Source organism: Cryobacterium shii (assembly GCF_004402595.1).
GTDB classification, from domain to species: Bacteria; Actinomycetota; Actinomycetes; order Actinomycetales; family Microbacteriaceae; genus Cryobacterium; species Cryobacterium shii.
In genome coordinates, this window is sequence record NZ_SOFY01000077.1 from 96,025 (window position 1) to 120,466 (window position 24,442).

Below are 24,442 nucleotides of genomic sequence, written 5' to 3' on the forward strand. Positions count from 1 at the left end.
TAGGCTGTGACCGTGCCCACACCACCTATGAACGTCACCGTCACCGGCGCCGGCGGCCAAATCGGCTACACCCTGGTCTTTCGGATTGCGTCAGGCGCCCTGCTCGGCCCGACCACACCGATCAACCTCACCCTGCTCGAGATCCCCGGGGGACGCGCCGCCGCGGAGGGCACAGCCCTCGAGCTGCAGGACTGCGCGTTCCCGCTGCTGCGGTCGGTCACCGTCACGGAAGACCCTGTCCGCGCCTTCGACGGGGTCAGCATCGCGCTGCTGGTCGGTTCCCGGCCCCGGGCCGTCGGCATGGAGCGGGTGGCTCTGCTCGAGAGCAACGGTCGCATCTTCGGGCCGCAGGGGCTCGCGCTCAACGAGGGCGCGGCATCCGATGTGCGCGTCCTGGTCGTGGGCAACCCCGTGAACACCAATGCCCTCGTTGCCAGCGCTTTCGCTCCGGACATTCCGGCGGAACGCTTCACGGCCATGACCCGGCTGGACCACAACCGCGGGCTCGGCCAGTTGGCCGCCCGGCTGGGCGTGCCCGTTCCCGAGATCGACGGACTCACCGTGTGGGGGAACCACTCCGCCAGCCAGTACCCGGATGTCTCCCACGCGACCGCGGGCGGGCGCCCGGTGTCCGGCCTCGTGGACGAGGCGTGGCTGACCGGGGAGTTCATTCCCCGGGTCGCCAACCGCGGTTACGAGATCATCCAGGCACGCGGCGCGTCGTCCGCGGCGTCCGCGGCCAGTGCGGCCATCGACCACGTCTACGACTGGGTCAACGGGACCGGCGACCGATGGACCTCCGCGGGCGTCGTGTCGGACGGCTCCTACGGCGTGCCGGAGGGTCTGGTCTGTTCATTCCCGGTGCGCGGCGTGGACGGGCGATACGAGATCGTGCCGAACCTCTCGATCGACGCCTTCTCGCGCGCCCGGATCGACAACTCGGTCGCCGAGCTGCTTGAAGAGCGCGCCGCGGTTCTGTCTCTCGGCCTGCTGCCCTGACCTCCGGTCGGACCTCCAGCCGATCCTCTGGTCGGCGCCTCCAGCCGGTCCTCTAGTCGGCGGAGGCGCGGTGGCAGCCCTGCACGTGATCGTCGACGAGGCCCGCGGACTGCATCAGCGCGTACATCGTGGTGGGGCCGACGAACCGGTAACCGCGGGCGCGCAGCTCGCGGCTGAGCGCCGTCGATTCCGGGGTGATGGCCGGGATCTCGCTGAGCGTTACCAGCCGGGAGCTGCGGCCTGGCGGTGCGAAGCTCCAGATCAGCGCGGCCAGGCTGTGACCGAGGTCCCGGGTGACCCGGGCGTTGCCGATGGTCGCCTCGATCTTCCCGCGGTGGCGGATGATGCTGGGATCGGCCACGAGACGGGCGACGTCTGATTCGTCCATGACGGCGACCCGGTCCACCTCGAAGCCGTGAAACGCGGCCCGGAAGGCGGGGCGTCGCCGCAGGATCGTGATCCACGACAAGCCCGCCTGGAAGCCCTCGAGGCACAGCTTCTCGAACAGCGCCCGGTCGTCCCGAAGCGGACGTCCCCACTCTTCATCGTGGTATCGCCGGTATTCGGCGTCGTCGCCCACCCAGCCGCAGCGGGCGAGCCCGTCCGCGCCCACCCGGAGCGAACCGGTCGCGTCGGTCACGACCGGTGCTCGATGCCTTCGTGATCGAGCAGCCAGACCTTGGTGGGGATGCCGCTGCCTCCGCTGTACCCGGTGATGCGCCCGTCAGCGGCCAACACCCGGTGACAACCGACCAGGATGGGCACGGGATTCGCACCGATGGCGCCGCCGACGGCCCGACCTGAGCCCGGCTTTTCCAGCGACCTCGCCACTTCTCCGTACGAGGTGACGTCGCCGAAGCCCAGTGCGGCCAGGCGCGCCCAGACATCCTTCTGGAACGCAGTGCCCTGCCGCGGCCGGACGGGCACGTCGAAGCTGGTGCGGGTTCCGGCGAAGTACTCCGTCAGCTCCCGGGCGGCCTGGGCGAGCAGGGGGGAGGGGGCCTCTGCCGACGCCTCCAGGGGCAGATGCCCGTCGCGCTCGATCGAGAGCGACAGGATGCTCTCACCGTCGCTGGTCAGTTCCAGCCGCCCAATGGGGCTGGGCAGCCGGATCAAAGACGTTTCGATGCTGATCATGACTCGACTGTAGTCGGCGCCGCAGCGGGACTCTGGCGGCTTTCGGACCTGAGGGGAACTGGCACCGTCGCCCACTGGGGAGGAGGCTTCGGCCATGGCCACCCGACCGGACCAGGCCCCCGGCTCAGGCCAGCGGTAGGTGCGGGTAGTCGGCGGAGCGGTTCTGGAAGGCCAGGATGCTGGGATTCTGGATGACCCCGTTCCTGATCTCGATCGCCCGGCGCAGGGTCTCGTCGGCACCCCAGGCGTTCTCGCCCCTCAGCACGTCCTCGAGGTAGGGGAGGAGTGCCGCACTGATCTCCCAGGTGGCGGAGTCCCACAGATAGGAGGGACTGTGGTCGACCGCGTAGTACGTGACGTTGTCGCCGACGGTGAAGACCGGGTTGGCGAACGTGGTCGGCCGGGCCCAGGCGAACCCCATGCCGGCATCGCACGACACGTCGACGACGAGGGTTCCCGGGGCGAGCAGCGCGAGGTCCGCATCCCGCAGGAAGGTGAGCGGCTGGTTGGGGTCCTGCAGCACGCAGTTCACGATCACGTCGTGGCCGGCCAGGAAGTCGGGCAGCGGCATCCGTTTGCCCTCGACCAGAACGGAGTCGACCGAACCGGCGGCGACACCACCGGAGTCGCCGGCGCCATCCTCGCGCACGAGCGGCACGATCCGGGCGGCGTCGAACACCGACCCCGGCGCGATGGCGCGCGGGGTGACCAGGCTGACGTCGGTGACTCCGTGGGCCCCCAGGGCCGTCACGGCTCCGCGGGCGGTGGACCCGGATCCGATCACGGCCGCGCGCAGCGGGCGGCCGTACACGCCGGTCGAGCCAACGAGCGACAGGGCGTGCACCACCGAGGCGTAACCGGCGAGCTCGTTGTTCTTCTGCAGGATGTGCCGTTTGAAGTCGCCGTCCGCGGTCCACTCGTTCATCGCCTCGAAGGCGATCAGGGTGAGTTTCTTGTCGATGGCGAGCTGGGTGAGGGCCGGGTCCTGCACGCAGTGCGGCCAGCCCCAGAGGATCTGCCCCTCCCGCAGCTGGCCGATATCCGCGAGCAGCGGCTTGGCCAGCAGGATGACGTCACACTCCGCGATCAGCTGCTCGCGGGGGAGCAGGCCGCCCACCAGCGGCGCGAGCCGTTCGTCGGGCATGCCGAACTGTTCCCCGTAGCCCTGCTCCAGATAGATGCGGCCGCGCACGTCGGCATCAATCTGGTCGAGGTGAAGCGGATGCAGCGGAAGGCGACGTTCGTCCACCTTGCCGGAACGGGACATGACGCCAATGGAGAGCCGGTTCATCTGATGCCTTTCGGGTCACGACCTGTTTAGCACAGCGCTGTGAGCCTAATGTGGGGGCATGGCGCAGATCGACTACCGCAGGCTGGGCGATTCGGGACTGATGGTCTCCACGATCGGCCTCGGCTGCAACAATTTCGGTCGTGCGGGCACGGCCACCCAAAGCCAGGCGGGCACCTCCGCCGTCATCGATACGGCGGTCGACGCCGGGATCACCGTGTTCGACACGGCGGACATCTACGGCGCGGAACGGGGCCTCAGCGAAACCCTGATGGGCCACGCTCTGCAGGGCAAGCGGGACCGGATCGTGCTGGCGTCCAAGTTCGGCATGGACATGAACGGCCGGAACGGGCCGGACTGGGATGCGCGCGGCTCGCGCCGGTACATCCGCCTGGCCGTCGAGGCCTCGCTCCGGCGGCTGCAGACCGACTGGATCGACCTGTACCAGCTGCACACGCCCGACCCGAACACGCCGATCGAGGAGACGCTGCAGACGCTGGACGACCTGATCCGGGAGGGCAAGGTGCGCTACATCGGCCACTCCAACCTGGCCGGCTGGCAGATCGCGGAGGCCGAGTTCACGGCTCGGCTGCACGGGCATCCGCGGTTCATCTCCGCGCAGAACGAGTACAGCCTGCTCGTGCGCGACGCGGAGGAGGAGGTGCTGCCGGCCGTCAACGCCTACGGCCTGGGGTTCCTGCCGTTCTTCCCGCTCTACAACGGCCTGTTCACGGGCAAGTTCTCGCGTGCCGGGGGCCCGGCCGACAGTCGGATCATGATGTTCAGACCCCATCTGGCCGAGACGGCCCCCTGGGACGTGATCGAGAAGTACGAGGCGTTCTGCGACGAACACGGCGTGACCATGCTCGCGGCCACGTTCGCCTGGCTCCTGGCCCAGCCGGGGCTCACCAGCGTCATCGCCGGCGCCACGCGGCCGGAGCAGGTCGTGCAGAACACCCTCGAAGCGAACGAGTGGCAGCCGACGCCCGAGGACGTCGCCTGGATCTCCGACCTGTTCGCGTGAGTTCACGCGGGGCCGGCCGCCGCGGATGGGCCCAGGGGGGCCGGCTTCCGCACGGGTTAGGCTTACGGGATGCTCGGCGGGAGTAGCCGGTCGCCCGGGGCGAATCATCCTCCGGCAGGTGGCTATCGTCGCTTGAGTGTTCGAGCGCACGCTCACCCTCGTGCCGACAGTGAGGCTCCACCCGTGACGATGCAGACCACCCGGCGGCCGCGCGTGAAGCGCCCCGCCGCCCAGCTCAACACCGTGCAACTGGCCCGAGGGTTCGCGGCGCTCGCCGTGGTGGCCTACCATCCGCAGTCGACCGAGGTGAAGTACTTCTCGGGCACGAACATCCTGCCGGAATTCCTCGGCCGAGGGCTGTCCGGCGTCGACCTCTTCTTCGTGATCAGCGGTTTCGTCATGGTCCTGACCACCCGCGGCAAGCACGGAACGCCCCGCCAGGTAGGCAAATTCGTGTGGAACCGGTTCTTCCGCATCTACCCCACCTACTGGGTCTACAGCCTGGCGCTGCTGCCCGTGCTGCCCGTGCTGTTCCTGGCCCCCGCGTTCATCAACTCGTCCCAGGGCGGTCAGATCGACATTCTCTCGTCCTTCCTGCTGCTGCCGACCGAGATCCTGCCGCTGCTCCTCGTGGCTTGGACGCTGACGATCGAGGTGTGGTTCTACGTCGTGTTCGCGGTGGTCCTGTTCCTGCCGGAGCGGATGCTGGTGCCCGCCCTCGCGGTCTGGTTCGCCCTGCTGGTGATCGTGAACTGGGCCGGCCCCATCTCGGCGAACCCGTACCTCGAACTCCCGACCAACGCCATGGCCATCGAGTTCATCCTCGGCGGGGTCGCCGCGCTGCTGTTCCGGCACGTCAACCGGGTCGTCGCCGCCGTGCTGGCCGTCACCGGCATCGTCGTGCTGCTCTCCTTCGGCGCCACCACTCCTGCGGACCTCTACGCGGGTCCCGGCCTCGACCGCCCACTCACCCTCGGCGTCGGGTTCGCCCTGCTGCTCCTGGCGGCAACGGCCCTCGAGCACCGTCGCGGAATCGGCGCCCTGTCCCGGCTCACGGTTCTCGGCGACATGTTTTACTCCGTCTACCTCTGCCACGTGCTCGTCCTCGCTGTGACGGGTCGCGTCTGGCTGACCATCGCCGGCTCGTTCGCCGCCAACCCGATCATGGTCGCCGGCTGGTGGGTCGTCACCCTCGCGGCCGTGCTCACGGTGGGCTACCTGAGCTACCGCCTGATCGAGCGCCCGGTGATGACCGTGGCGCATCGCTGGCGGGCAGCCGTGTTCCACGAGAAGGACACCGGAAGCCCGGCGGGCGCCACATCCCTCCTTGTGAGTGAGCGCTCACTCAGTTAGTCTGAACGGATGACGCGGAAGCCGGCCCGAGCCAGGTCGCTGTCGGTCGAGGACCGGCAGTCGATGATCATCGACGCCGTCACCCCGCTGCTGATCGAACACGGCCAGGGCGTCACGACCCGGCAGATCGCCGAGTGCGCCGGCATCGCCGAGGGCACCATCTTCCGGGCTTTCGACAGCAAGGACGAACTGATCCGGGCCGTCGTGGCCCGGCAACTCGATCCGGAGCCGCTCCGGGTGCAGCTGGCCGCGGTGGACCTCGCCCTCCCGCTCGAGGAACGGGTGGGCGCCATCGTGGGGCTCCTCCGTGCGCGCTTCGCCCGGGTCTTCACGATCCTGAACATGGCCGGATCGATGGGCAGGCCCCACACCCATGAGGCCGCGCACGAGTTCACCGAGATGCTCGCCCACCTGCTCGCCCCGGACTTCGCGCGCCTGAGCGTGCCGCCGATCCGGGCGGCGCAGATCATCCGGATGGTCGCGCTCGCGGCATCCGTGCCCCAGATCCGGTCCGGTGCCGCCTTCGACGACGACGAGCTGACCGCCCTCATCCTCTACGGCATTGCCGGTGCACCCGCCCGGCCGATCGCCACCCCCTAGGAGAACCGATGTTGTGGAAATTGCTTGTGAAGTACCTGCGGCCCTACTGGCGGCTGCTGGCGGCCGTCGTGTTCTTCCAGCTCGTTCAGTCGATCGCGTCGCTCTATCTGCCCACCCTCAATGCCGACATCATCGACGAGGGCGTGGCCAAGGGCGACACCGGGTACATCCTGCAGACCGGCGGCCTGATGCTGGCGATCACGCTCCTGCAGATCCTCGCGGCAATCACGGCGGTCTACTTCGGGGCCAAGGCGGCCATGGCGCTGGGGCGTGACCTGCGCGGTGCCGTCTTCACCCGGGTCGGTGAATTCTCCGAGCAGGAGGTCACCCGGTTCGGAGCGCCCTCGCTGATAACCCGGTCGACCAATGACGTGCAACAGGTTCAGATGCTCGTCCTGATGACCTCCACCCTGATGGTGTCCGCGCCGATCCTCTCGATCGGCGGCGTGATCATGGCCATCCGGCAGGACGTCCAGCTGTCCTGGCTGATCGCCGTCAGCGTGCCCGTGCTCCTGATCGGGGTCGGGCTGATCATCGTGCGGATGGTTCCGCTGTTCCGGCTGATGCAGACCAGGATCGACACCGTCAACCGGGTGCTGCGGGAGCAGCTCACGGGCATCCGGGTGATCCGGGCCTTCGTTCGCGAGGACGTCGAGTCGGCACGCTTCGGCCGGGCCAACGAAGACGTCACGGACACTGCCCTCCGCGCCGGCCGACTGATGGCCCTGATGTTCCCCGTCGTCATGCTCGTGCTCAACGTCTCGAGTGTCGCAGTGATCTGGTTCGGCGCGTTCCGGATCCAGGACGGATCCATGCAGGTGGGCACCCTGATCGCATTCCTCAGCTACCTGATGCAGATCCTGATGGCCGTGATGATGGCCACGTTCATGGCCGTGATGATCCCCCGAGCGACCGTCTCCGCGGACCGGATCGGCGAGGTGCTCGACACCCCGTCGAGCGTGCGACCGCCAGCGCACCCGGTCAATGAGACCGTCGGGCAGGGCGAACTCGAGCTGCTGGACGTCGGTTTCGCCTACCCGGGCGCCGAGCAGCCGGTGCTGCGCAACGTGAGTTTCCTCGTGCACTCCGGGGAGACGACGGCCATCATCGGCAGCACGGGCTCGGGCAAGACCACCCTGGTGAATCTGCTGCCCCGGCTCTTCGACGCCACCAGCGGCAAGGTACTCGTGGACGGCGTGGACGTGCGCGAACTCAAACCGGACCTGCTGTGGGGGCACATCGGCCTCGTGCCGCAGAAACCGTACCTGTTCTCCGGCACCGTGCGCAGCAACCTGCTCTACGGCAAACCGGATGCGACGGAGGAGGAACTCTGGCGGGCGCTGACGATCGCGCAGGCGAAAGACTTCGTGCAGGAGATGGAGGACGGCCTCGACGCCCCGATCTCACAGGGCGGAACGAACGTGTCCGGCGGCCAGCGGCAGCGCCTCGCAATCGCGCGGGCCCTGGTCAAACGGCCGGAACTGTACATCTTCGACGACTCGTTCTCCTCGCTCGACCTGGCGACGGATGCGCGCCTGCGGGCGGCGCTGCGCACGGGCGCCGACGGCGCCACGATGGTGATCGTCGCCCAGCGGGTGTCGACGATCATCGACGCGGACCAGATCCTCGTGCTGGAGGGCGGCCGCATCGTCGGCCGCGGAACCCACGAGCAACTGCTCGAATCGAACCAGACCTACCAGGAAATCGTGTCATCGCAGCTCACCGCGGAGGAAGCAGCATGAGCGAATCAACCGCGGCGAAGACCCCGCCCCGTCCGCCCATGCGCGGCCCGGGACACGGCGGCGGCCCGTTCGGCGGGATGAACGTTCCAGCCGAGAAGGCGATGAACTTCGGCCCGTCGGCCAGGCGGCTGCTGGGCAAGTTGCGCCCCGAACGGCTGTGGCTCATGCTGGTGCTGTTCCTCGCGATCGCAAGTGTCACCTTCTCGGTGATCGGCCCGAGGCTGCTCGGCGAGGGCACGAACCTCATCTTCGCCGGCGTCGTCTCCAAGGGCCTGCCCGCCGGTGTGAGCCAGGCTGACGTGATCAACCAGCTGCGCGCATCCGGTGAAACGGGCAAAGCCGACCTGCTCAGCGGGATGACCCTGACTCCGGGCCTGGGGATCGACTTCGCGATGCTGTCCACCGTGCTGCTCTGGGCGATGGTGCTGTACGTGCTGTCCTCCGTCTTCAGCTACGTACAGGCGTACGTGCTGAACGGGGTCGTGCAGCGCACGGTGTTCCGCCTGCGCAGCGAGATCGAGGCGAAGATCAACCGGCTGCCGCTGCGGTACTACGACACCGTGCAGCGCGGCGAACTGCTCAGCCGGGTCACCAATGACGTGGACAACGTCTCGCAGAGCCTGCAGCAGTCGCTGAGCCAGGCGGTCACCTCACTGCTCACGGTCGTCGGCGTGATCGTGATGATGTTCCTGCTCTCGCCCCTGCTGGCCGTGATCGCCCTGGTCACCGTGCCGTTGACGCTGGTCACCACCGTGCTGATCGCGAAGCGCTCGCAGAAACTCTTCGTCGACCAGTGGACGCACACCGGCGAACTGAACGGTCAGATCGAGGAGACCTTCACCGGGCACGCCCTGGTCAAGGTGTTCGGTCGTCAGAAGGAGGTCGAAGAACGTTTCCGGGCCAAGAACGACGAACTGTACCAGGCCAGCTTCGGCGCCCAGTTCGTCAGCGGCCTGATCATGCCCGCGATGACGTTCATCGGCAACCTGGTCTACGTGGCCATCGCCGTCGCCGGCGGCCTCCAGGTGGCGTCCGGCGCGATGCAGCTCGGCGACGTGCAGGCGTTCATCCAGTACTCCCGGCAGTTCACCCAGCCGCTCGCCCAGCTCGGATCGATGGCGAACCTCCTGCAGTCCGGGGTCGCCTCCGCCGAGCGGGTGTTCGCCCTCCTCGACGCGGAGGAGCAGAGCCCGGACCCGGAGCCGGCGACGAGCCCCGAGGTCGTGCACGGACGGTTGACCTTCGAGGACGTCTCCTTCCGATACACCCCCGACAAACCGCTGATCGAGAACCTCAGCCTGGTGGCCGAGCCCGGCCAGACCGTCGCCATCGTGGGTCCGACCGGGGCCGGAAAGACCACTCTGGTCAACCTGATGATGCGCTTCTACGAGCTCGACGCCGGCCGGATCACGCTCGACGGTGTGGACGTCAGCGGGATGACCCGGGACGACCTGCGAGGCCGGATGGGCATGGTGCTGCAGGACACCTGGCTTTTCGGCGGCACCATCCGCGACAACATCGCCTACGGCCGACCGGATGCCTCGGAGGAGGAGATCCTCGCGGCGGCGCGCGCCACCTACGTGGACCGGTTCGTGCACACGCTGCCGGACGGTTACGACACGGTCCTCGACGACGAGGGCGGCAACGTCAGCGCCGGCGAGAAGCAGCTGCTCACCATCGCCCGCGCCTTCCTCGCGAAGCCGAGCGTGCTGATCCTCGACGAGGCGACCAGCTCCGTCGACACCCGCACCGAGGTGCTCGTGCAGAAGGCGATGAGCGCCCTGCGCGCCGACCGCACCAGCTTCGTGATCGCGCACCGCCTCTCCACGATTCGGGACGCCGACCTGATCCTGGTGATGGAGGCCGGCCGGATCGTCGAACTGGGCACGCACGATGAGCTCCTCGCCGCCGGCGGCGCCTACCACGCCCTCTACAACGCGCAGTTCGCCGCGGCGGTGACCGACGAGGCCTAGCCCCCGTCTCCGGTCGGCCCCGAACCAATTCGACGGAGATTTTGCTGCAAATCGGCCGTTCCGGCGGGTTTGAGGCCGTTTCGGGCAAAATCTCCGTCGAATTCGACAGGGGCGCGGGGCTACCGCGGACACCGCCTGGGCCACAGACGGGCGGCCGGCGACGGGTGGCCGGCGGCGGCGGCGGACCAGCCGGACCGTCCGGCGGGTACTGTGGTGTCGCGGTCCGGAACGGAACGGAACGGAACGGGCACCGGTGCGCGCCGAGACGGGGTCAGTCCGCACCGCGGTGCATTTTCGAGAGGACACGTCGTGACACGGTTTCCCAGCTCGGTCTACCGGCACGGTCAGGAGCCTGACCCCCGGTTCAGCCTGGCGAACGAGCGCACCTTCCTCGCCTGGATCCGCACCGCGCTCGCCCTGATCGCCGCCGGGGTGGCGCTGGAGGCGCTGCCGCTGCCCATCCGCGCCGACTTCCGTCTCTCGGCGTCGGGCCTCTTCGTCGCCCTCGGGCTCATCGCCCCGGCGCACGCGTGGATCAGCTGGATGCGCATCGAACGGTCGATGCGCCAGAACCGGCCGCTGCCAGCGCCGGCACTGTCCGGCATCCTTGCGGCCGGAGTGGTGGTGGCCGGCCTGCTGATCGCGGCCGGAATGTTCCTGTGACCTCGGAGCGGCCCTTCGACCCGGGGCTGCAGCCCGAGCGAACCCTGCTCGCCTGGCAGCGCACGGTGCTTTCGCTCACCGCCTTCGTCGCCGTCGGAGTGCGCCTGACCGCACCGGACCGGGGAGCCGTCGCCGTGGCCACCGGCCTGGTCGGGCTGGCCCTGGCGATCGCGGCCTACCTCGGCGTGAGTGTGCGCTATCGCCGCGCCCACGCCGCGCTCACGCGGTCCGCGTCCCTGCCGCCCAGCGGTGCGTGGCCGTTGCCCGCCCTGGCCGGCTCGACGGTCATGCTGGGACTCCTCGCCGTGCTCTATCTCGCAGCCGGCCCGTGACACCGCTTCAGTCTTGATCCAACCCAGCCCCGAAACGACTCAGGCCTTGAGCTGGGCCTCCAGCTCGCGGGCGCAGTCGATGCAGAGTTCCGCGGCGGGTCTGGCGTCCAGCCGGGCGCGCCCGATAGGTTCGCCCCGGCGGGTGCAGAACCCGTAGCTGCCGTTCGCAATCCGCACGAGCGCCCGGTCGATTTCGGCTGATTTGACCTCCAGGTCGCTGTGCACGCCGGAGATGCGGGACCATTCCATCGTCAGGGTGGGGCCCTCGGGGTCGTGTTCGTCGTCGGCCGTGCCCCGGGCCTCGATCACCCCGTCGAGCGTGGTGACGATGCGACCGAGGGCGATGTCGAGGTCGTGGCGCTGAGCACGGAGGAGCTTCTCGAAATGTCGCAGGTCGGCTGCAGACAGCTTCGTCTGGGTGCGCATGATGGACGTCCTCTCAGGCCGGGCACGGCCCAACGCCGGCACCATGGTTTTCGGTGTTGAGGATACGCCCGGGCAGCGCTTCTGTCGCGGTGCCCCGGGGCCCGGGTGACTACCCGACCGTCACCGGGATCGAGTGCAGCCCGGTCGCCCCGTCGGGCAGCACATCGCGCACCGTAGAGGTCTGCACCTGCCCTGCGGCATCCGTCGCCCGCACGGTGAGCGTGTGCCGTCCGGAGGCGGCCGGCCACACCCAGGTCCACTGCCGCCAGGTGTCGGCGGAGATCGCGTCGGCGAGGGTCGCCGCGTTCCACCCGCCGTCGTCGACCCGCACATCGACGGCACGGATGCCCACATGCTGGGACCAGGCCACGCCGGCTACCGTGACGGGCCCCGCGGGCATCTGCACGTTCTGCCGGGGCACGTCGATCCGGGAGGACAGCTTGACCGGGCCGCGTTCGGTCCAGCCGCGGCTGGTCCAGTAGGCGGTCTCCTGGTCGAACCGGGTGACGTGCAGCTCGACGACCCATTTCGTGGCCGAGACGTAGCCGTACAGCCCGGGCACGACCATCCGCACCGGGTAGCCGTGCTCGAGGGGGAGCGGCTCGCCGTTCATCCCGACCGCAAGGATCGCGTTGCGGTCGTCGATGAGCACCCCCAGCGGAGTGCTGGCCGTCCAGCCGTCTTCGCTGCGGGAGAGGACCATGTCGGCGTCCGCGCGCGGCTTGGCCCGCGCGAGAAGCTCGCGGATCGGGTAGCCCAGCCAGGTCGCGTTGCCGATCAGGTCTCCGCCGACGTCGTTCGACACGCAGGTGAGGGTCGTCGTGCTCTCCTCGAGGGGGAGGGCGAGCAGCTCGGCGAAGCTCAGCTCGACCTCGTTCTCGACCATGCCCGTGATCTTCAGGGTCCAGGCGCCGGGATCGATCCGGGGAACCTGGAGGGCCGTGTCGATGCGGTAGAAATCCGCGTTCGGGGTGATCAGCGGGGCGAGGCCGGGAATGTCCAGGGCTGCCCCGGCCGGCACGGGTGCCGCGGCCACGGCCGGCGTGGGGAGGGTGAAACGGGCGCGGGCGGCATCCGTGGCCCTGACCCCGGCCGAGATCATCTGGCCCCCGATCGCGGCGAGCAGTCCGAGGCCCGCACCGGCGCCCGCATAGGCGAGGAAGCGCCGACGGTCGGGAGCGGATGCCGGCGCACCGGCCGGCATGCGGCGGAGCGTGACGATGAGCAGGGTGAGCACCACCGCGGCGACGACCATGGCCACGACGGCGGGCATCGCGTCGAAGGGCGCCGCGTTCGCCCGGGTGAGCACCGCGGCGACGGCGAGGGTACCCGACGCCGCGACGATGACCCGTCCCGCAGGCGGCCGGAGGAATTCGAGAACCCCGGCCGCGGCGGCGAGGAGGACGGCGCCGAGCGCCACGCTGACGATCAGCACGACCTTGTCGCCCGTGCCGAACAGGGAGATGACGAGTTCCTTCAGCCACCCGGGCGCAAGGTCGACGACCACCGCTCCGACGGCCAGGATCGGGTTGCCGGCCGGGGCGAAGAGTCCGGCGGCCAGCTCGGCCGCCCCGAGGCCGGCCAGCGCGGCGGCCACGCCCGCGAGGGCGGGCCGCCACAGTCGCGACGTTCGCGAGGATGCCCCGGGCGGCGTTTCGGGCGTCGGGGACGACAACGTCGACGGGGGCGGCACGGGGGACGGGGAGGCGTCGCGGCTGACCATCAGCCCAGCTTAGATACGCGGGCTGGGAGTCGGTCCCGCACTTGATGCACCCCCCGAACGGGTTTATCGTCCCAGTGTCCTGATGCTCAATCGGAGGAGTCACCCATGCTTGGTCCCATCGAAATACTGGTCATCGCGTTCCCCGGAAACAGGTTCACCGGTGAGATCCTCCCGGCACTGGCCGACCTCGTCGACACGGACACGATCAGCATCATCGACGGCGTGTTCGTGCGAAAAGACGAGGACGGCACAATCTCGTACTCGGAGTTCGAGGAACTCGGCGTGAACGAGGACGCGATGGCGCTGACCGACGTGATCGAGATGATCAACGGCCTCGTCTCCGACGAGGACGTCGAAGAACTTGCGGCAGACCTGGAAAATGACAGTTCGGCCGCGATCCTCGTCTTCGAGCACACCTGGTTCAAGCCGCTGCGCGACGCCATCGTCTCGTCCGGCGGGGTGCTCGTGGACACGGTCCGGATTCCGGGAGCCGTCGTCGACGAAGTGCTCGAGGCGCTCGCCGAAGCCGACGCCGACACGGACTGATCGCCACACCTCCATCGGCCCTGCAGCTCAACCGGCTCCGCGGGCCACAGCGAAAGGAATCAGCATGCCCAGACGAATCGGCCGTCCCGGCCTGATCGGCACGATGGCCCGCACAGCGGTGGTGGCCGGAACCGCGACGGCCGTCGCCGGCGGCGTGAACCGCAGGCAGCAGTCACGGGCCCAGGCCTCGGCCGACGAGCAGGCCGCCGCCGAGCAGCAGCAGTACGAGGCTCAGCAGTACGAAGCGCAGCAGGCGCGGCAAGCCGAGCAAGCCCAGCAGGCTCCGGAACCGGCAGCCGCGGCGGGAGGCGACGACCTCAGCGCGCAGATCGAGAAATTGGCCACACTCAAGACGGCCGGCGTCATCAGCGACGAAGAGTTCGCGGCGGCAAAGGCCAAGCTCCTCGGGATGTGACCCGCCCCCCGTTCCGCCCCCGAATGTGCCCGTTCCGGTCGAGAGTGCCCGCTACAGCGGGCACTCTCGACCGGAACGGGCACTGTGGCGGACAGCCTGGTCAGGGGAGCCTGGTCGGGCCAACGGGGGCGGGGCTGCCTAGCCGGTCTGGATCGTTGGCGGTGCGGTTGGCGGAACCGGTATCGGAGGGCGCTTCCTGGCCCGGCGCCCGGCTTTCCGCTCGGCCGCCTCCCGCGTCATCAGGGCCCGCGTCGCCGCCAGGTCGCCGAGCAGAGGGCGCCACCACCGTGACCGGGGATCGGAATCGACGAGGATCGTTCGCACGAGAAACGTGAGGGGGATGGCCAGCAGCGCACCGATCGGCCCCATGATCACCGACCAGAACATCACGGAAACGAAGGTTATGGTCTGGCTGAGGGCGACGGCGTTGCTGACCAGTCGGGTCTGGATGGCGCCCTGCACGACCGCGTTCACGAGGGTGTAGACGACGATCACGGAGATCGCCGTGGACCAGCCGCCTTCGAGGAATCCGAAGACCACGGGCGGGACGATCGCGATCAGGTAGCCGACATTCGGGATGTAGCTGCACACAAACGACAGCAACCCCCAGAGGAAGGCGCCCGGAACGGCGAGGACCACCAGCGCGAGTGCGTTGAGGGTGCCCTGCACGAGCCCGAGCGCCGTGGTCGTGACCATGTAGCGGCGCACATTCGACGCGTAGGCACGGAGCGCGTCGACCAGACTGGAGCGGGTCGGTTCGAGCCGCCCGGTACGGGAATTCTCTTTCGGTGCCAGCGCATATGAGTCCCCTCCGACGGGCCGATGCTTGCCCCGAATGTAGACCCAGGGGCCCTGCCCGGATAGCTCGAGGACAGACGGGGTCTCTACCGCGCCCTGGCGTCGTTCCCCGCGGACCGGTCCGCGAGGAAGCCCGGCGCGGCCTCGACGCCGTAGCCCGCGGACGACGTGCGCTTCGGCCGGTAGACCACGCGGGAGTGGTACACGAACCGAAGCACGAAACCGGCGGTGAGCAGCGCCGCCTGGGCCGCGACACTGGGGATGGACGTCACGCTGACGACCACCCAGAGCAGGTACGTGCGGAGCGTCGTCTCCGCCCCGTTGAAACCGAATGACTGCGCCAGTCGAGTCCAGACGTGTCGCCCCTCTTCCCGGAGGTCGTGGAAGACGAACCGTTCCTGCAGCAGGAAGTTCGTCACCATCGTGACCACGGCGGCGATGATCGCCGCCAGCAGGTACCAGACGCCGAACGCCTGCAGCAGGGCCATGATCGCGAGGTTGCCCACCGCTCCGAGCGCGCCGATCAGCGCGAATCCGGACAGCCGGCCGAATCGGAGCGTCGCCAACTGAGTCACGAACCGCAAGCCCTGGCGGAAGTCGGCCTTCGACTCACCCGCGTGACGTTCCCCGAACACGAACGGCACCTCGACGACCGTGACCGCATTGCGCGCCAGGATCTCGAGCAGGATCTTGAACCCGCGCGGCCGGAGCGAACCGAGATCCACCGACGACCGCCTGACGGCGAAGAACCCGGTCATCGGGTCGGTGCAGTTGCGGAGCCGGGTCGGGAACATGGCCCGGGTGAGAACGGTCGCCGCCGAAGACACCAGCCGGCGGACAAACCCGCTCAGGCCCGCGGACGATCCGCCGCTGATATGGCGCGAGGCGACCACGACGTCGGCGACCTGGTCGACGCCCGACGCCAGCAGAACCGGGATGAGTTCCGGCGGATGCTGCAGGTCGCCGTCCATCACGACGCACCACTCGCCGACGGTCGCGGCCAGGCCGCCCAGAACAGCCCCGGAGAGTCCTCCGGCCGGGTGGTCCCGGTGGATGAGTCGCACCGGGATCTGCGCCCGGGCGGCCGCGCGCAGGATCGCGGCCGGAGTGTCGTCGGTCGAATCATCGACGAAGACGATTTCGGCCGTGCGTCCCTCCAAGGCGGTTTCGATCCGCCGGACGAGTTCCGGCACGTTCGGCGCCTCGTTGAAGGTCGGGACGATGACGGAGACATCCACGGTATTCCTCTTCCCATCGGGGTGGTCGGGAGTCATGATCGCCGGTCCAGTTCGTAGACGATCGTGCGGTGGGCCATCCGGGTGGAGACGACCTCGAACCCTTCACTCTCCAGCGCACCGAGGTCGCTGCCCCGGACGTTGTCGGGGCTGCCCGTGATTTCGACCAGCCACACCCGATCGGCGGGCGCGAGGCGGGCCGTGACGTCGGCGACCGGGTAGGTGGTGTCCCACAGTCGTCCTCTGGCCTGGTACGGCGTCTTGAGGGTGACGTCCCGCAGGCCCCGGAAATCGTCGGGGTAGAGGTGCAGCGCCAGCCGGGGGCGCTGGCGGGGGGCGGTCGTTTCGTCGAACACGACGGCATCACCGGGCCGCGCTTGCCGACCGAGGATCGCGGAGGCCTGGGCCAGGTCGCTGCCGGCGTCTTTGGCGTAGGGGCCGCGCTGGAGCACGTCGGTGGGGGCAGCCAGGACCAGCAGGAGCAGCAACAGGGCGATCCGAGCCGACCGGGGCCTGACAGCGTCGATGCCGGCGGCCAGGGACAGGGCGACCGCGGGCACACAGAAGGAGACGTAGCGGAGGTTGTAGGCGGGGGTCGCCGCGTTGAGCCCCAGCAGGGCCAGCGTCGGAAGGACCACCCAGAGCAGCGCGAGCAGAACAGGAGGCGGGTTGCCGGGGCTTCGCCGCCACGCCCCGATCGCGGCGACGGCGGCAACACCGAGCAACAGCCAGCCGGCAGCGGCGAGGAACGGGTTCCCGAACCACTGGGCGACCACGACCGACTGTGCCGTGGCGTACCCGCGATGGGCCAGGAAAGCGATTTGTTCTCGTTGGGCATACCCCAGCAGAACGATCGGAAGGGCCATTACGACGGCGACGCCGGCCGCCGGTGCCCACTCCTTCAGGTGGTCCCGGCCGGCCCGGGAGCTGAGGAGGAAAGCCCCGTGCACCCCCAGAAGCAGCCCGAGGTAGAGGAACACGTAGATTCCGACGGCCAGGCCGACCGCGTAACCGGCCCAGGCGAGACGGCGGGACACCACGGAGCCGAACCGGTGCCGGAGGAGGATCAGGAACAGGATCGTGACCCAGACCGCGATGGCGGTGGAGGAAGCGTACGAGCGAGCGTCAGCCCCGAGGTAGCTGGTGCGGGGCAGCACCGTGCAGATGACGGCGGCGACGATACCCGCGTTCCGGCTCAGCAGCATCCGCCCGAGGACGAACGTTCCGGCGACGACGAAGCCGACGGCGATCGCGCTGGGCAGTCGCACCGAGAGCTCCGAGGCGCCGAACACCTGAATCCAGAAGTGCAGGAAGAGGTAGTAGACGCCGTGCACCGCGTCGATGTTCTTCAGCATGTCGATCAGGGTGGGCAGCGAGCGCTCAGCCGACATCACACTCGCGGCTTCGTCGCCCCAGAAAGAGGGGATCCACGAGCCGGCAAACGACACGACGAAGCCGACTGCTCCGAGGCCCGCTGCCAGGCGCCACCGGTCTGAGCTCGGGCGCGCGGCCGGCTCGATCCCAGCGGAGGTCCGAGCGAGCGTTGAGGTCATAGTGCAATGCTCGGCGGCGAAAATGACGATGTACCGGTAAATCAGGGGTTTTAAGTTGTAACTGTGTACAGGAAGCGCCGGGTATGACCTCCGGGCGCGTTCCCCGGGCGATGAAGTAGTTTTGTGGACATGCGGGACGGGAGAATCCACCAGTGAGATCGATCCTCATCGTCGAAGACGATGCGCAGATGGGCCTCGCTCTCGAGCGCGGGATCCAGGCGGAGGGGTATGAGACCGTGCTCGTGGACAACGGTGTCGACGCGCTGATCAACCTGGCGAACAGAAAATTCGCCGCGGCCGTCGTCGACGTGATGCTGCCCCGGATGTCCGGCTTCGAGATCTGCCGGCACGTGCGCGAAACGGGCAACGCCATGCCCCTGCTTCTGCTCACCGCGCGTGATGCCGTCGATGACCGGGTGACCGGGCTCGATGCCGGCGCGGACGACTACCTGACCAAGCCGTTCAGCTTCGCCGAGCTGGCCGCGAGGATCCGGGCGCTGATCCGGCGAGACCCGGCGGAGCAGTGGATCAAGGTCACCGCGGGCGACGTGACGCTGGATTCCCAGTCCCGAAAAGGGCAGGCCGGCGGGCATCCGCTTTCGCTCAGCCCCAATGAGTTCATGTTGTTGCGAGGATTGATCACCCAGCTGGAGGTGCCGTTCACCCGGCAGGAGATTCTCGAGTCCGTCTGGGGGACGGCGACGCACATCGACGCCAACATCGTGGAACAGTACGTCAGCACGTTGCGCAAGAAGCTGTCGGCCCGAGGCAGCAACGTGTCCATCGTCACCGTGCGTGGTGTGGGTTACCTCGCGAAGGTCGACGAGTGACCTGGATCCGACGGCTGTCGATCCGCTGGAAGATCACCATCGGCAGTGTCCTCGTCGCAGCCGTGCTGCTGACGGCGGCCTCGTTCATCTTCCGGTTGCAGATGGAGCAGGTGCAGATCAACTCCGACAAGAAGTTGCTCTACGACGCCAGCACCCCGTACCTGACGGACATCCAGTCGCATCCGGACCAGATCGACCCGCCGGCCGGGGAACAGCATGTGGCCGTTGTGAGTCCGGACGGGGCGGTCGTCGTCAGTAATCTTCCGGACGCGCTGTCCGACGGGCTGGGCCGCCTCACCGAGCTGGCGGACGGCTCCCACATCGTCCACGAACCGCGCGCCGACTACCTGGTGGTCGTGCGCACGGTCCCCACAGCGGATGGTGCGTGGCACGTGGTGGCGACGCGCGACCTGCGATTGACGGCGATCGTGCTGGCGAACGTGACGAAGGTGCTGATCATCGGCGCCGTGATGCTGCTCGCGGGGTTCGGACTGGCGTCGTGGCTCCTGACCACGGCGGCGTTGCGACCCGTCTCGCAGATGCGGCGTCGTGCCGAAGAACTTCGCGCCAGCGGGTCTTCCGAACCCCTGCCGGTAGGTCCGGCCCAGGATGAACTAGCCGATCTCGCCATCACCCTGAACGACTTCATCGCCAGTGTCCGCTCCACCGCCGCCAGGGAAAAGCAGATGGTCTCTGATGCCAGCCATGAACTGCGCACCCCGATCGCCCTGCTCAAGATCCAGCTCGAGCTCGCCCACCTGAGCGAGGGCAACGCGACTGCCCTCACGGACGACCTGCGCCTGGCCGAAAACTCCGTGGATCGGCTGTCCGTGCTGGCGACGAACCTGCTCACCCTGTCATCGCTCGACGCCGGGCAGATTGCGCAGTCCTCACCCTGGCGGGAACTCAGCGCCGAGTTCGCCGCCGCATCGGACCGGGCTCGGCTGCTGGCCCTGGACAAGTCCATCGCCGTGGAGTTCGACGTGGAGGACGCCTCGGACGACCTCGAATACCCGATCGCCGTGGCGCACTTCGCCCAGGTCGTCGACAATCTGATCAGCAACGCGCTGCGGGCAGCGCCGGAGTCGGGGGAGGTCCACGCGCGGCTGGTGCAGCACGGCACCGAACTTCGGCTGTCGGTCGAAGACACCGGGCCAGGGATGCCGGACGATTTCATCGGCATCGCGTTCGACCGCTTCACCCGCCCGGACGGGCAAAGAGGGGGCGCCCTCGGCGGCAGCGGCCTCGGGTTGGCCATCGTCCGGGCAATCGTCTCGAGCTCGAGGGGCGGAGTCCGGCTCGCCAACCGGCCGGGCGGCGGTTTCACGGCTACAGTGACCATTCCGCAGTCCCCATCCGGCCAGCAGCCCCCGCCCTTTCTGCAGGCAGGGTCCACGGCCGCCGAGCCGACGGTTCCCGCGGAACACGGAGAGCGATGAGCGCGCGTCAGCCCGGGCGCCTGCTGGACACCACCTTCCGCGTCAGCGTGATCCTGAAAGGCCTCGACGGGGTCCTGGAGATCGTCGGCGGCGTCCTGCTGCTGCTGGTGTCGCCCGCGCAGATCGGGGCGATCACCCGGTTCCTGACCCAGCACGAGCTCTCCGAAGACCCGCACGACCTGGTCGCTAACGGCCTGCGGCACCTCGCCGACGGAATCAGCGTGTCCGCCTCGATCTTCGCGGCGGTCTATCTGCTCCTCCACGGGCTGGTGAAAGTCGTGCTCGTCTGGGCGGTGCTCAGGGACAAACTGTGGGCGTATCCGTGGATGATCGGGTTCCTCCTGGTCTTCATCGTGTACCAGTGCTACCAGCTGGCGGTGGCCTTCTCCTGGGGCATCGTGGCCCTCACCGCGTTCGACCTCATCGTCGTCTACCTCACCTGGCGGGAGTACGGAATCCACCGGGCCCGGCGGGCCGACGCGGAGCGCAGTGCGGCCTGACCGCGACCGGCGGGCGCCCGGGCGCAGCGGACGCCCAGAGGAATAGGGCAGGATCGAAGGATCATGGCTACCCTCACCGCCCTCCCGCACGTCACCGATCCCGACGTGCTCTTCGAGGCCTTCGAAACGTGGGCGGGGGAGCAGGAGCTGTCACTGTACCCGGCCCAGGAGGAAGCCCTGATCGAGATCGTGTCGGGGGCGAACCTGATCCTGAGCACCCCGACCGGGACCGGCAAATCGCTCGTCGCCGTCGGCGCACACTTCGCCGCGCTCTCGGCCGGCAAGCGCAGCTTCTACACCGCGCCGATCAAGGCCCTCGTCAGCGAGAAGTTCTTCGCGCTGGTCGAGATCTTCGGCGCCGAGAACGTGGGCATGATGACCGGCGACTCCTCGGTCAACTCGGATGCCCCGATCATCTGCTGCACGGCGGAGATCCTCGCCAACTTGGCGCTGCGAAACGGCGAGGACACCCCCGTCGACCAGGTCGTGATGGACGAATTCCACTTCTACGGCGACCCGGACCGCGGCTGGGCCTGGCAGGTGCCGCTGCTGCTGCTGCCGCGGGTGCAGTTCATCCTGATGTCGGCGACCCTCGGCGACGTCACCTTCATCGCCGACGACCTCTCCCGGCGCACCGGCCGGCCCACCGCGGTCGTCACCGGGGTCGAACGGCCGGTGCCGCTGCACTACTACTACGAGACCACGCCCGTGCACGAGACGGTCGAGGAGCTGCTCAAGACCGGGCAAGCGCCGGTCTACATCGTGCACTTCGCGCAGGCCGCCGCCCTCGAACGGGCGCAGGCGCTCAGCAGCGTCAAGGTCGCCACCAAGGAACAGAAGGAGGCGATCGCCGACCTGATCGGCGAGTTCCGCTTCACCACGAGCTTCGGCAAAACGCTGTCCCGGCTGATCCGGATGGGGATCGGCGTGCACCACGCCGGCATGCTGCCCAAGTACCGGCGCCTGGTCGAGCAGCTCGCCCAGCGCGGCCTGCTCCGGGTGATCTGCGGCACGGACACCCTGGGCGTGGGCATCAACGTGCCCATCCGCACGGTGCTGTTCACCGCGCTGACCAAGTACGACGGCGTCAAGATGCGCCAGCTCAACGCCCGCGAATTCCACCAGATCGCCGGACGCGCGGGCCGGGCCGGCTACGACACGGCCGGAACCGTGGTCATCCAGGCGCCCGACCATGAGACCGACAACCTCAAGGCGGTCGAAAAGGCCGGCGACGACCCGAAGAAGAAGCGCAAGATCATCCGCAAGAAGGCGCCCGTGGGATTCGTCTCCTGGGGTGAGCCGTCCTTCCAGCGGCTCGTTGCGGCCGAACCGGAAACCATGAACTCGAGCATGCAGATGACCGCGGCCATGCTGATCAACGTGATCGGCCGCGGCGGGGACGCGTTCGCCCATGTCTACGACCTCATCTTCGACAACCACGAACCGTGGAAGCGTCAGCTCGCGCACGCCCGGCGCGCCCTGGGGATCTACAAGACCCTGCGGGCGGCGGGGATCGTGGAACAGAGCGCGGGCGGGGACATCCGTCTGACCGTCGACCTGCAGCCCAACTTCGCCCTCAACCAGCCCCTGTCGCCGTTCGCGCTCGCCGCCTTCGACCTGCTCGACGCCGACCCCGACGTGGCCGGCCCGGGCAGCGGCCACTACGCCCTCGACATGATCTCCATCCTCGAGGCCACCCTCGACGACCCGCGCCCGGTGCTGATGGGACAGCAGTTCGCGGCCCGCGGCGAGGCCGTGAACGCGATGAAGCGCGAGGGCGTCGAATACGACGAACGGATGGCGCTGCTCGAGGAGGTCACCTGGCCCAAGCCGCTCGAGGAGCTGCTGGACTACACCTTCGCCACCTACAAGGAATCCCAGCCCTGGATCGCCGACTTCGAGCTCAGCCCGAAGACCGTCGTGCGGGACATGTACGAGCGGGCGATGTCGTTCGGCGAGTTCGTGGCCTACTACAAGCTCGCCCGCAGCGAGGGCGTCGTGCTCCGCTACCTCTCGGACGCCTACCGGGCGGCCCGGCAGACCATCCCGGACGACGCCAAGACCGAGGACTTGCTCGACCTGATCGAGTGGCTGGGCGAACTGGTGCGCCAGGTGGACTCGAGCCTGCTCGACGAGTGGGAGGAGCTCATCCACCCGGACCTGGCCGTGCACTCGGATGCCGCGCAGTCGGTGCTGCCGCCGGCGCCGCGCCGCCTGACCACCAACACCCGCGCGTTCCGCATCCTGGTGCGCAACGAACTGTTCCGGCGGGTGCAGCTGGCCGCGCTCGAGAACTACGATGCGCTGGGCGAACTCGACCGGGAACACGGCTTCCACGCGGATGCCTGGGGCGACGCCATGGACGGCTACTACGCCGAGCATGACGAGCTGCTCACCGGGGCGAATGCGCGCAGTGCCGGCCTGTTGATCCTGGAGGAGGGTGCATCCGTCTGGACCGCCCGGCAGATCTTCGACGACCCGGCGGGGGACCACGACTGGGGCATCAGCGCCACGGTCGACCTGGCCGCATCGGACGAACTCGGCGCCGCCGTGCTGCGCGTGACCGGGGTGGACCGGCTCTAGGCGAGTCGGTGCCGGGGAGCCCGTGCCGGGGAGCCGTCCGCGGAGTACCGTGGGGAACATGCCCCAGTTTCAGCCTGCAACGGCCCCCATCCGCACCGGCCTGATCGGTTTCGGCACCTCCGGGCGCGTCTTCCATAGCCCGCTCCTCGCCGCGAACCCCGACTTCTCGCTGGACCTGATCGTGACGCGGGACCCGGCCCGGCTCAACGCCGCGGCGACCCGATACCCTCAGGCGCGCCTGGTGCCGACCGTGGAAGACCTGTTCGCGGCCGCCGACGACCTGGACCTGGTCGTGATCGGCTCCCCGTCGGCCACCCACGTCGAGCTCGCGAACGCCGCCCTCGACGCCGGCCTTGCCGTGGTCGTCGACAAGCCGTTCGCAGTGAAACCATGGGAGGGCCGTGACCTGATCGAGAAGGCCCGGCGACTCGGTTTGCTCCTCACCGTGTTCCAGAACCGGCGCTGGGACGGCGACTTCCTCACGCTGCGTGCGCTGCTCGCCGAGGGGGCGCTGGGTGAGGTGCGCCGGTTTGAGTCCCGGTTCGAGTGGTGGAAGCCGGAACAGACCAAGTCGTGGAAGGTCGGCGCGACCATCCAGCAGGGTGGCGGGGTACTCTTCGACCTCGGCGCACACCTGATCGACCAGGCCCTGCAGCTCTTCGGCCCGGTCGATGACGTCTACGCGGAGACCCTGACCCGGCGCCCGGGCGGCGCCGCCGATGACGACACCTTCGTCGCCCTCCATCACGGGTCTGGGGTGCGCTCACACCTGTGGATGAACGGCATCGCCGCGCAGGTCGGCCCACGCTTCCGCGTGCTCGGCTCCGAATCCGGGTACACCAAGTGGGGCCTCGACGGCCAGGAGACCGCCCTCGCGGCAGGCGCCAGCCCGACCGACCCGGACTTCGGGGTGGACCCGGAATCCGCCTGGGGCATGCTCGGCCGTGACGGCGCGCTGACCCGAGTGCCCACCGAGCGCGGCGCCTACGGGGCGTTCTACAGCGGACTGGCCGACGCCCTGCTGCGCGGGGGGCCGGTCCCGGTCGACCCGGAGGACGCGCTGCGCGTGATCAACGTGATCGAGCGCGTGAACCTGCTGACGCACTAGACGGTTCCGCGGCTCGCGGTGCTGGTTCCCGCTGCCGGTCGGGCTCGCACCGCGGCTCCCGCCGCCGGTTCCCCGGCCGGGGTCCGCACGTCCCCTAACCAATTCGACGGAGATTTTGCCCGAAACGACCCCGAATGCCCTGATTTAGGGCATTTTCGGCAGAATCTCCGTCGAA

At 68.8% G+C, this 24,442-nt stretch carries 23 protein-coding genes; 15 read left to right on the plus strand and 8 right to left on the minus strand.

Features of this window, described 5'->3' with window-relative positions:
* Positions 1 to 27: 27 nt before the first annotated feature.
* On the plus strand, positions 28 to 999 hold the full coding sequence (locus E3O49_RS14440) for a malate dehydrogenase (protein ID WP_241980991.1): 972 nt from the start codon (positions 28 to 30) through the stop codon (positions 997 to 999).
* A 52-nt stretch (positions 1,000 to 1,051) separates the two neighbouring features.
* On the opposite strand, the gene E3O49_RS14445 is transcribed toward E3O49_RS14440, so the two are convergent.
* The 3 genes from E3O49_RS14445 to E3O49_RS14455 all read right to left on the minus strand — a co-directional run bounded on the left by E3O49_RS14445 (position 1,052) and on the right by E3O49_RS14455 (position 3,427).
* Complete coding sequence (locus E3O49_RS14445; protein ID WP_134367681.1) at positions 1,052 to 1,639, minus strand: DNA-3-methyladenine glycosylase I; 588 nt, start codon at positions 1,637 to 1,639, stop codon at positions 1,052 to 1,054.
* Positions 1,636 to 2,136: a methylated-DNA--[protein]-cysteine S-methyltransferase gene (locus tag E3O49_RS14450; RefSeq protein WP_134367683.1), complete on the minus strand. Its 501-nt coding sequence runs from the start codon at positions 2,134 to 2,136 to the stop codon at positions 1,636 to 1,638. The genes E3O49_RS14445 and E3O49_RS14450 overlap by 4 nt, the downstream gene beginning before the upstream one ends.
* Before the next feature lie 124 nt (positions 2,137 to 2,260).
* Positions 2,261 to 3,427, minus strand: coding sequence for a N(5)-(carboxyethyl)ornithine synthase (locus E3O49_RS14455; RefSeq protein WP_134367685.1), 1,167 nt, complete (start codon positions 3,425 to 3,427; stop codon positions 2,261 to 2,263).
* A 58-nt stretch (positions 3,428 to 3,485) separates the two neighbouring features.
* Here E3O49_RS14455 and E3O49_RS14460 point away from each other — a divergent pair, with 58 nt between their 5' ends.
* The 7 genes from E3O49_RS14460 (at position 3,486) to E3O49_RS14490 (ending at position 11,111) form a co-directional block, all read left to right on the plus strand.
* Entirely contained in the window at positions 3,486 to 4,448 is a 963-nt protein-coding gene (locus tag E3O49_RS14460) for an aldo/keto reductase (protein WP_134451809.1), read from the plus strand.
* A gap of 189 nt (positions 4,449 to 4,637) precedes the next feature.
* The gene (locus tag E3O49_RS14465; protein ID WP_241980990.1) at positions 4,638 to 5,801 is read left to right on the plus strand and encodes an acyltransferase family protein; all 1,164 of its coding nucleotides are present in this window, start codon (positions 4,638 to 4,640) and stop codon (positions 5,799 to 5,801) included.
* 9 nt (positions 5,802 to 5,810) lie between these two features.
* Positions 5,811 to 6,401, plus strand: a complete 591-nt coding sequence (locus E3O49_RS14470) for a TetR/AcrR family transcriptional regulator (protein ID WP_134367690.1) — start codon at positions 5,811 to 5,813, stop codon at positions 6,399 to 6,401.
* An 8-nt stretch (positions 6,402 to 6,409) separates the two neighbouring features.
* The gene (locus E3O49_RS14475) at positions 6,410 to 8,143 is read left to right on the plus strand and encodes an ABC transporter ATP-binding protein (protein WP_134367692.1); all 1,734 of its coding nucleotides are present in this window, start codon (positions 6,410 to 6,412) and stop codon (positions 8,141 to 8,143) included.
* A complete protein-coding gene (locus E3O49_RS14480; RefSeq protein ID WP_134367694.1) occupies positions 8,140 to 10,116 on the plus strand; it encodes an ABC transporter ATP-binding protein in 1,977 nt (658 codons plus the stop codon). The genes E3O49_RS14475 and E3O49_RS14480 overlap by 4 nt, the downstream gene beginning before the upstream one ends.
* Positions 10,117 to 10,425: 309 nt before the next feature.
* On the plus strand, positions 10,426 to 10,779 hold the full coding sequence (locus E3O49_RS14485) for a YidH family protein (RefSeq protein WP_134367696.1): 354 nt from the start codon (positions 10,426 to 10,428) through the stop codon (positions 10,777 to 10,779).
* Positions 10,776 to 11,111 carry a DUF202 domain-containing protein gene (locus tag E3O49_RS14490; protein WP_160141121.1) on the plus strand — a complete coding sequence of 112 codons (336 nt, stop codon included), beginning with the start codon at positions 10,776 to 10,778 and terminating at the stop codon, positions 11,109 to 11,111. The genes E3O49_RS14485 and E3O49_RS14490 overlap by 4 nt, the downstream gene beginning before the upstream one ends.
* 39 nt (positions 11,112 to 11,150) lie before the next feature.
* Here the strand turns inward: E3O49_RS14490 and E3O49_RS14495 are convergent, their stop codons facing one another.
* Together E3O49_RS14495 and E3O49_RS14500 are read right to left on the minus strand one after the other, a co-directional pair.
* Positions 11,151 to 11,537 carry a TraR/DksA family transcriptional regulator gene (locus E3O49_RS14495; RefSeq protein WP_134367700.1) on the minus strand — a complete coding sequence of 129 codons (387 nt, stop codon included), beginning with the start codon at positions 11,535 to 11,537 and terminating at the stop codon, positions 11,151 to 11,153.
* Between the two features lie 109 nt (positions 11,538 to 11,646).
* Complete coding sequence (locus E3O49_RS14500) at positions 11,647 to 13,260, minus strand: molybdopterin-dependent oxidoreductase (RefSeq protein WP_134367702.1); 1,614 nt, start codon at positions 13,258 to 13,260, stop codon at positions 11,647 to 11,649.
* 105 nt (positions 13,261 to 13,365) lie between these two features.
* Between E3O49_RS14500 and E3O49_RS14505 the strand changes: the two genes are divergently transcribed.
* Both E3O49_RS14505 and E3O49_RS14510 read left to right on the plus strand, forming a co-directional pair.
* Positions 13,366 to 13,806: a DUF6325 family protein gene (locus tag E3O49_RS14505; RefSeq protein ID WP_134367704.1), complete on the plus strand. Its 441-nt coding sequence runs from the start codon at positions 13,366 to 13,368 to the stop codon at positions 13,804 to 13,806.
* A 64-nt stretch (positions 13,807 to 13,870) separates the two neighbouring features.
* Positions 13,871 to 14,221, plus strand: a complete 351-nt coding sequence (locus E3O49_RS14510) for an SHOCT domain-containing protein (RefSeq protein WP_134367706.1) — start codon at positions 13,871 to 13,873, stop codon at positions 14,219 to 14,221.
* 138 nt (positions 14,222 to 14,359) lie between these two features.
* Here the strand turns inward: E3O49_RS14510 and E3O49_RS14515 are convergent, their stop codons facing one another.
* Genes E3O49_RS14515 through E3O49_RS14525 form a run of 3 tightly spaced genes read right to left on the minus strand, consistent with a single transcriptional unit; the run spans position 14,360 to position 17,807 of the window.
* Positions 14,360 to 15,058 (minus strand): AI-2E family transporter, encoded by a 699-nt coding sequence (locus tag E3O49_RS14515; protein WP_134367708.1) that lies wholly within the window; start codon positions 15,056 to 15,058, stop codon positions 14,360 to 14,362.
* Between the two features lie 47 nt (positions 15,059 to 15,105).
* Positions 15,106 to 16,257 (minus strand): glycosyltransferase, encoded by a 1,152-nt coding sequence (locus tag E3O49_RS14520; RefSeq protein ID WP_134367709.1) that lies wholly within the window; start codon positions 16,255 to 16,257, stop codon positions 15,106 to 15,108.
* 32 nt (positions 16,258 to 16,289) lie between these two features.
* Positions 16,290 to 17,807, minus strand: a complete 1,518-nt coding sequence (locus E3O49_RS14525; RefSeq protein ID WP_134367711.1) for a glycosyltransferase family 39 protein — start codon at positions 17,805 to 17,807, stop codon at positions 16,290 to 16,292.
* Positions 17,808 to 17,959: 152 nt separating this feature from the next.
* On the opposite strand from E3O49_RS14525, the gene E3O49_RS14530 reads away from it, so the two are divergent.
* From E3O49_RS14530 to E3O49_RS14550, 5 genes are all read left to right on the plus strand, one after another.
* Positions 17,960 to 18,637, plus strand: coding sequence for a response regulator transcription factor (locus E3O49_RS14530; RefSeq protein WP_134367712.1), 678 nt, complete (start codon positions 17,960 to 17,962; stop codon positions 18,635 to 18,637).
* Positions 18,634 to 20,076, plus strand: a complete 1,443-nt coding sequence (locus E3O49_RS14535; protein ID WP_134367714.1) for a sensor histidine kinase — start codon at positions 18,634 to 18,636, stop codon at positions 20,074 to 20,076. Before E3O49_RS14530 ends, E3O49_RS14535 begins: the two co-directional genes overlap by 4 nt.
* A complete protein-coding gene (locus E3O49_RS14540) occupies positions 20,073 to 20,576 on the plus strand; it encodes a DUF2127 domain-containing protein (RefSeq protein ID WP_134367716.1) in 504 nt (167 codons plus the stop codon). The genes E3O49_RS14535 and E3O49_RS14540 overlap by 4 nt, the downstream gene beginning before the upstream one ends.
* A 63-nt stretch (positions 20,577 to 20,639) precedes the next feature.
* Positions 20,640 to 23,159, plus strand: a complete 2,520-nt coding sequence (locus tag E3O49_RS14545; RefSeq protein WP_134367718.1) for a DEAD/DEAH box helicase — start codon at positions 20,640 to 20,642, stop codon at positions 23,157 to 23,159.
* A gap of 58 nt (positions 23,160 to 23,217) precedes the next feature.
* A complete protein-coding gene (locus E3O49_RS14550; protein ID WP_134367720.1) occupies positions 23,218 to 24,267 on the plus strand; it encodes a Gfo/Idh/MocA family protein in 1,050 nt (349 codons plus the stop codon).
* Positions 24,268 to 24,442: the final 175 nt, after the last annotated feature.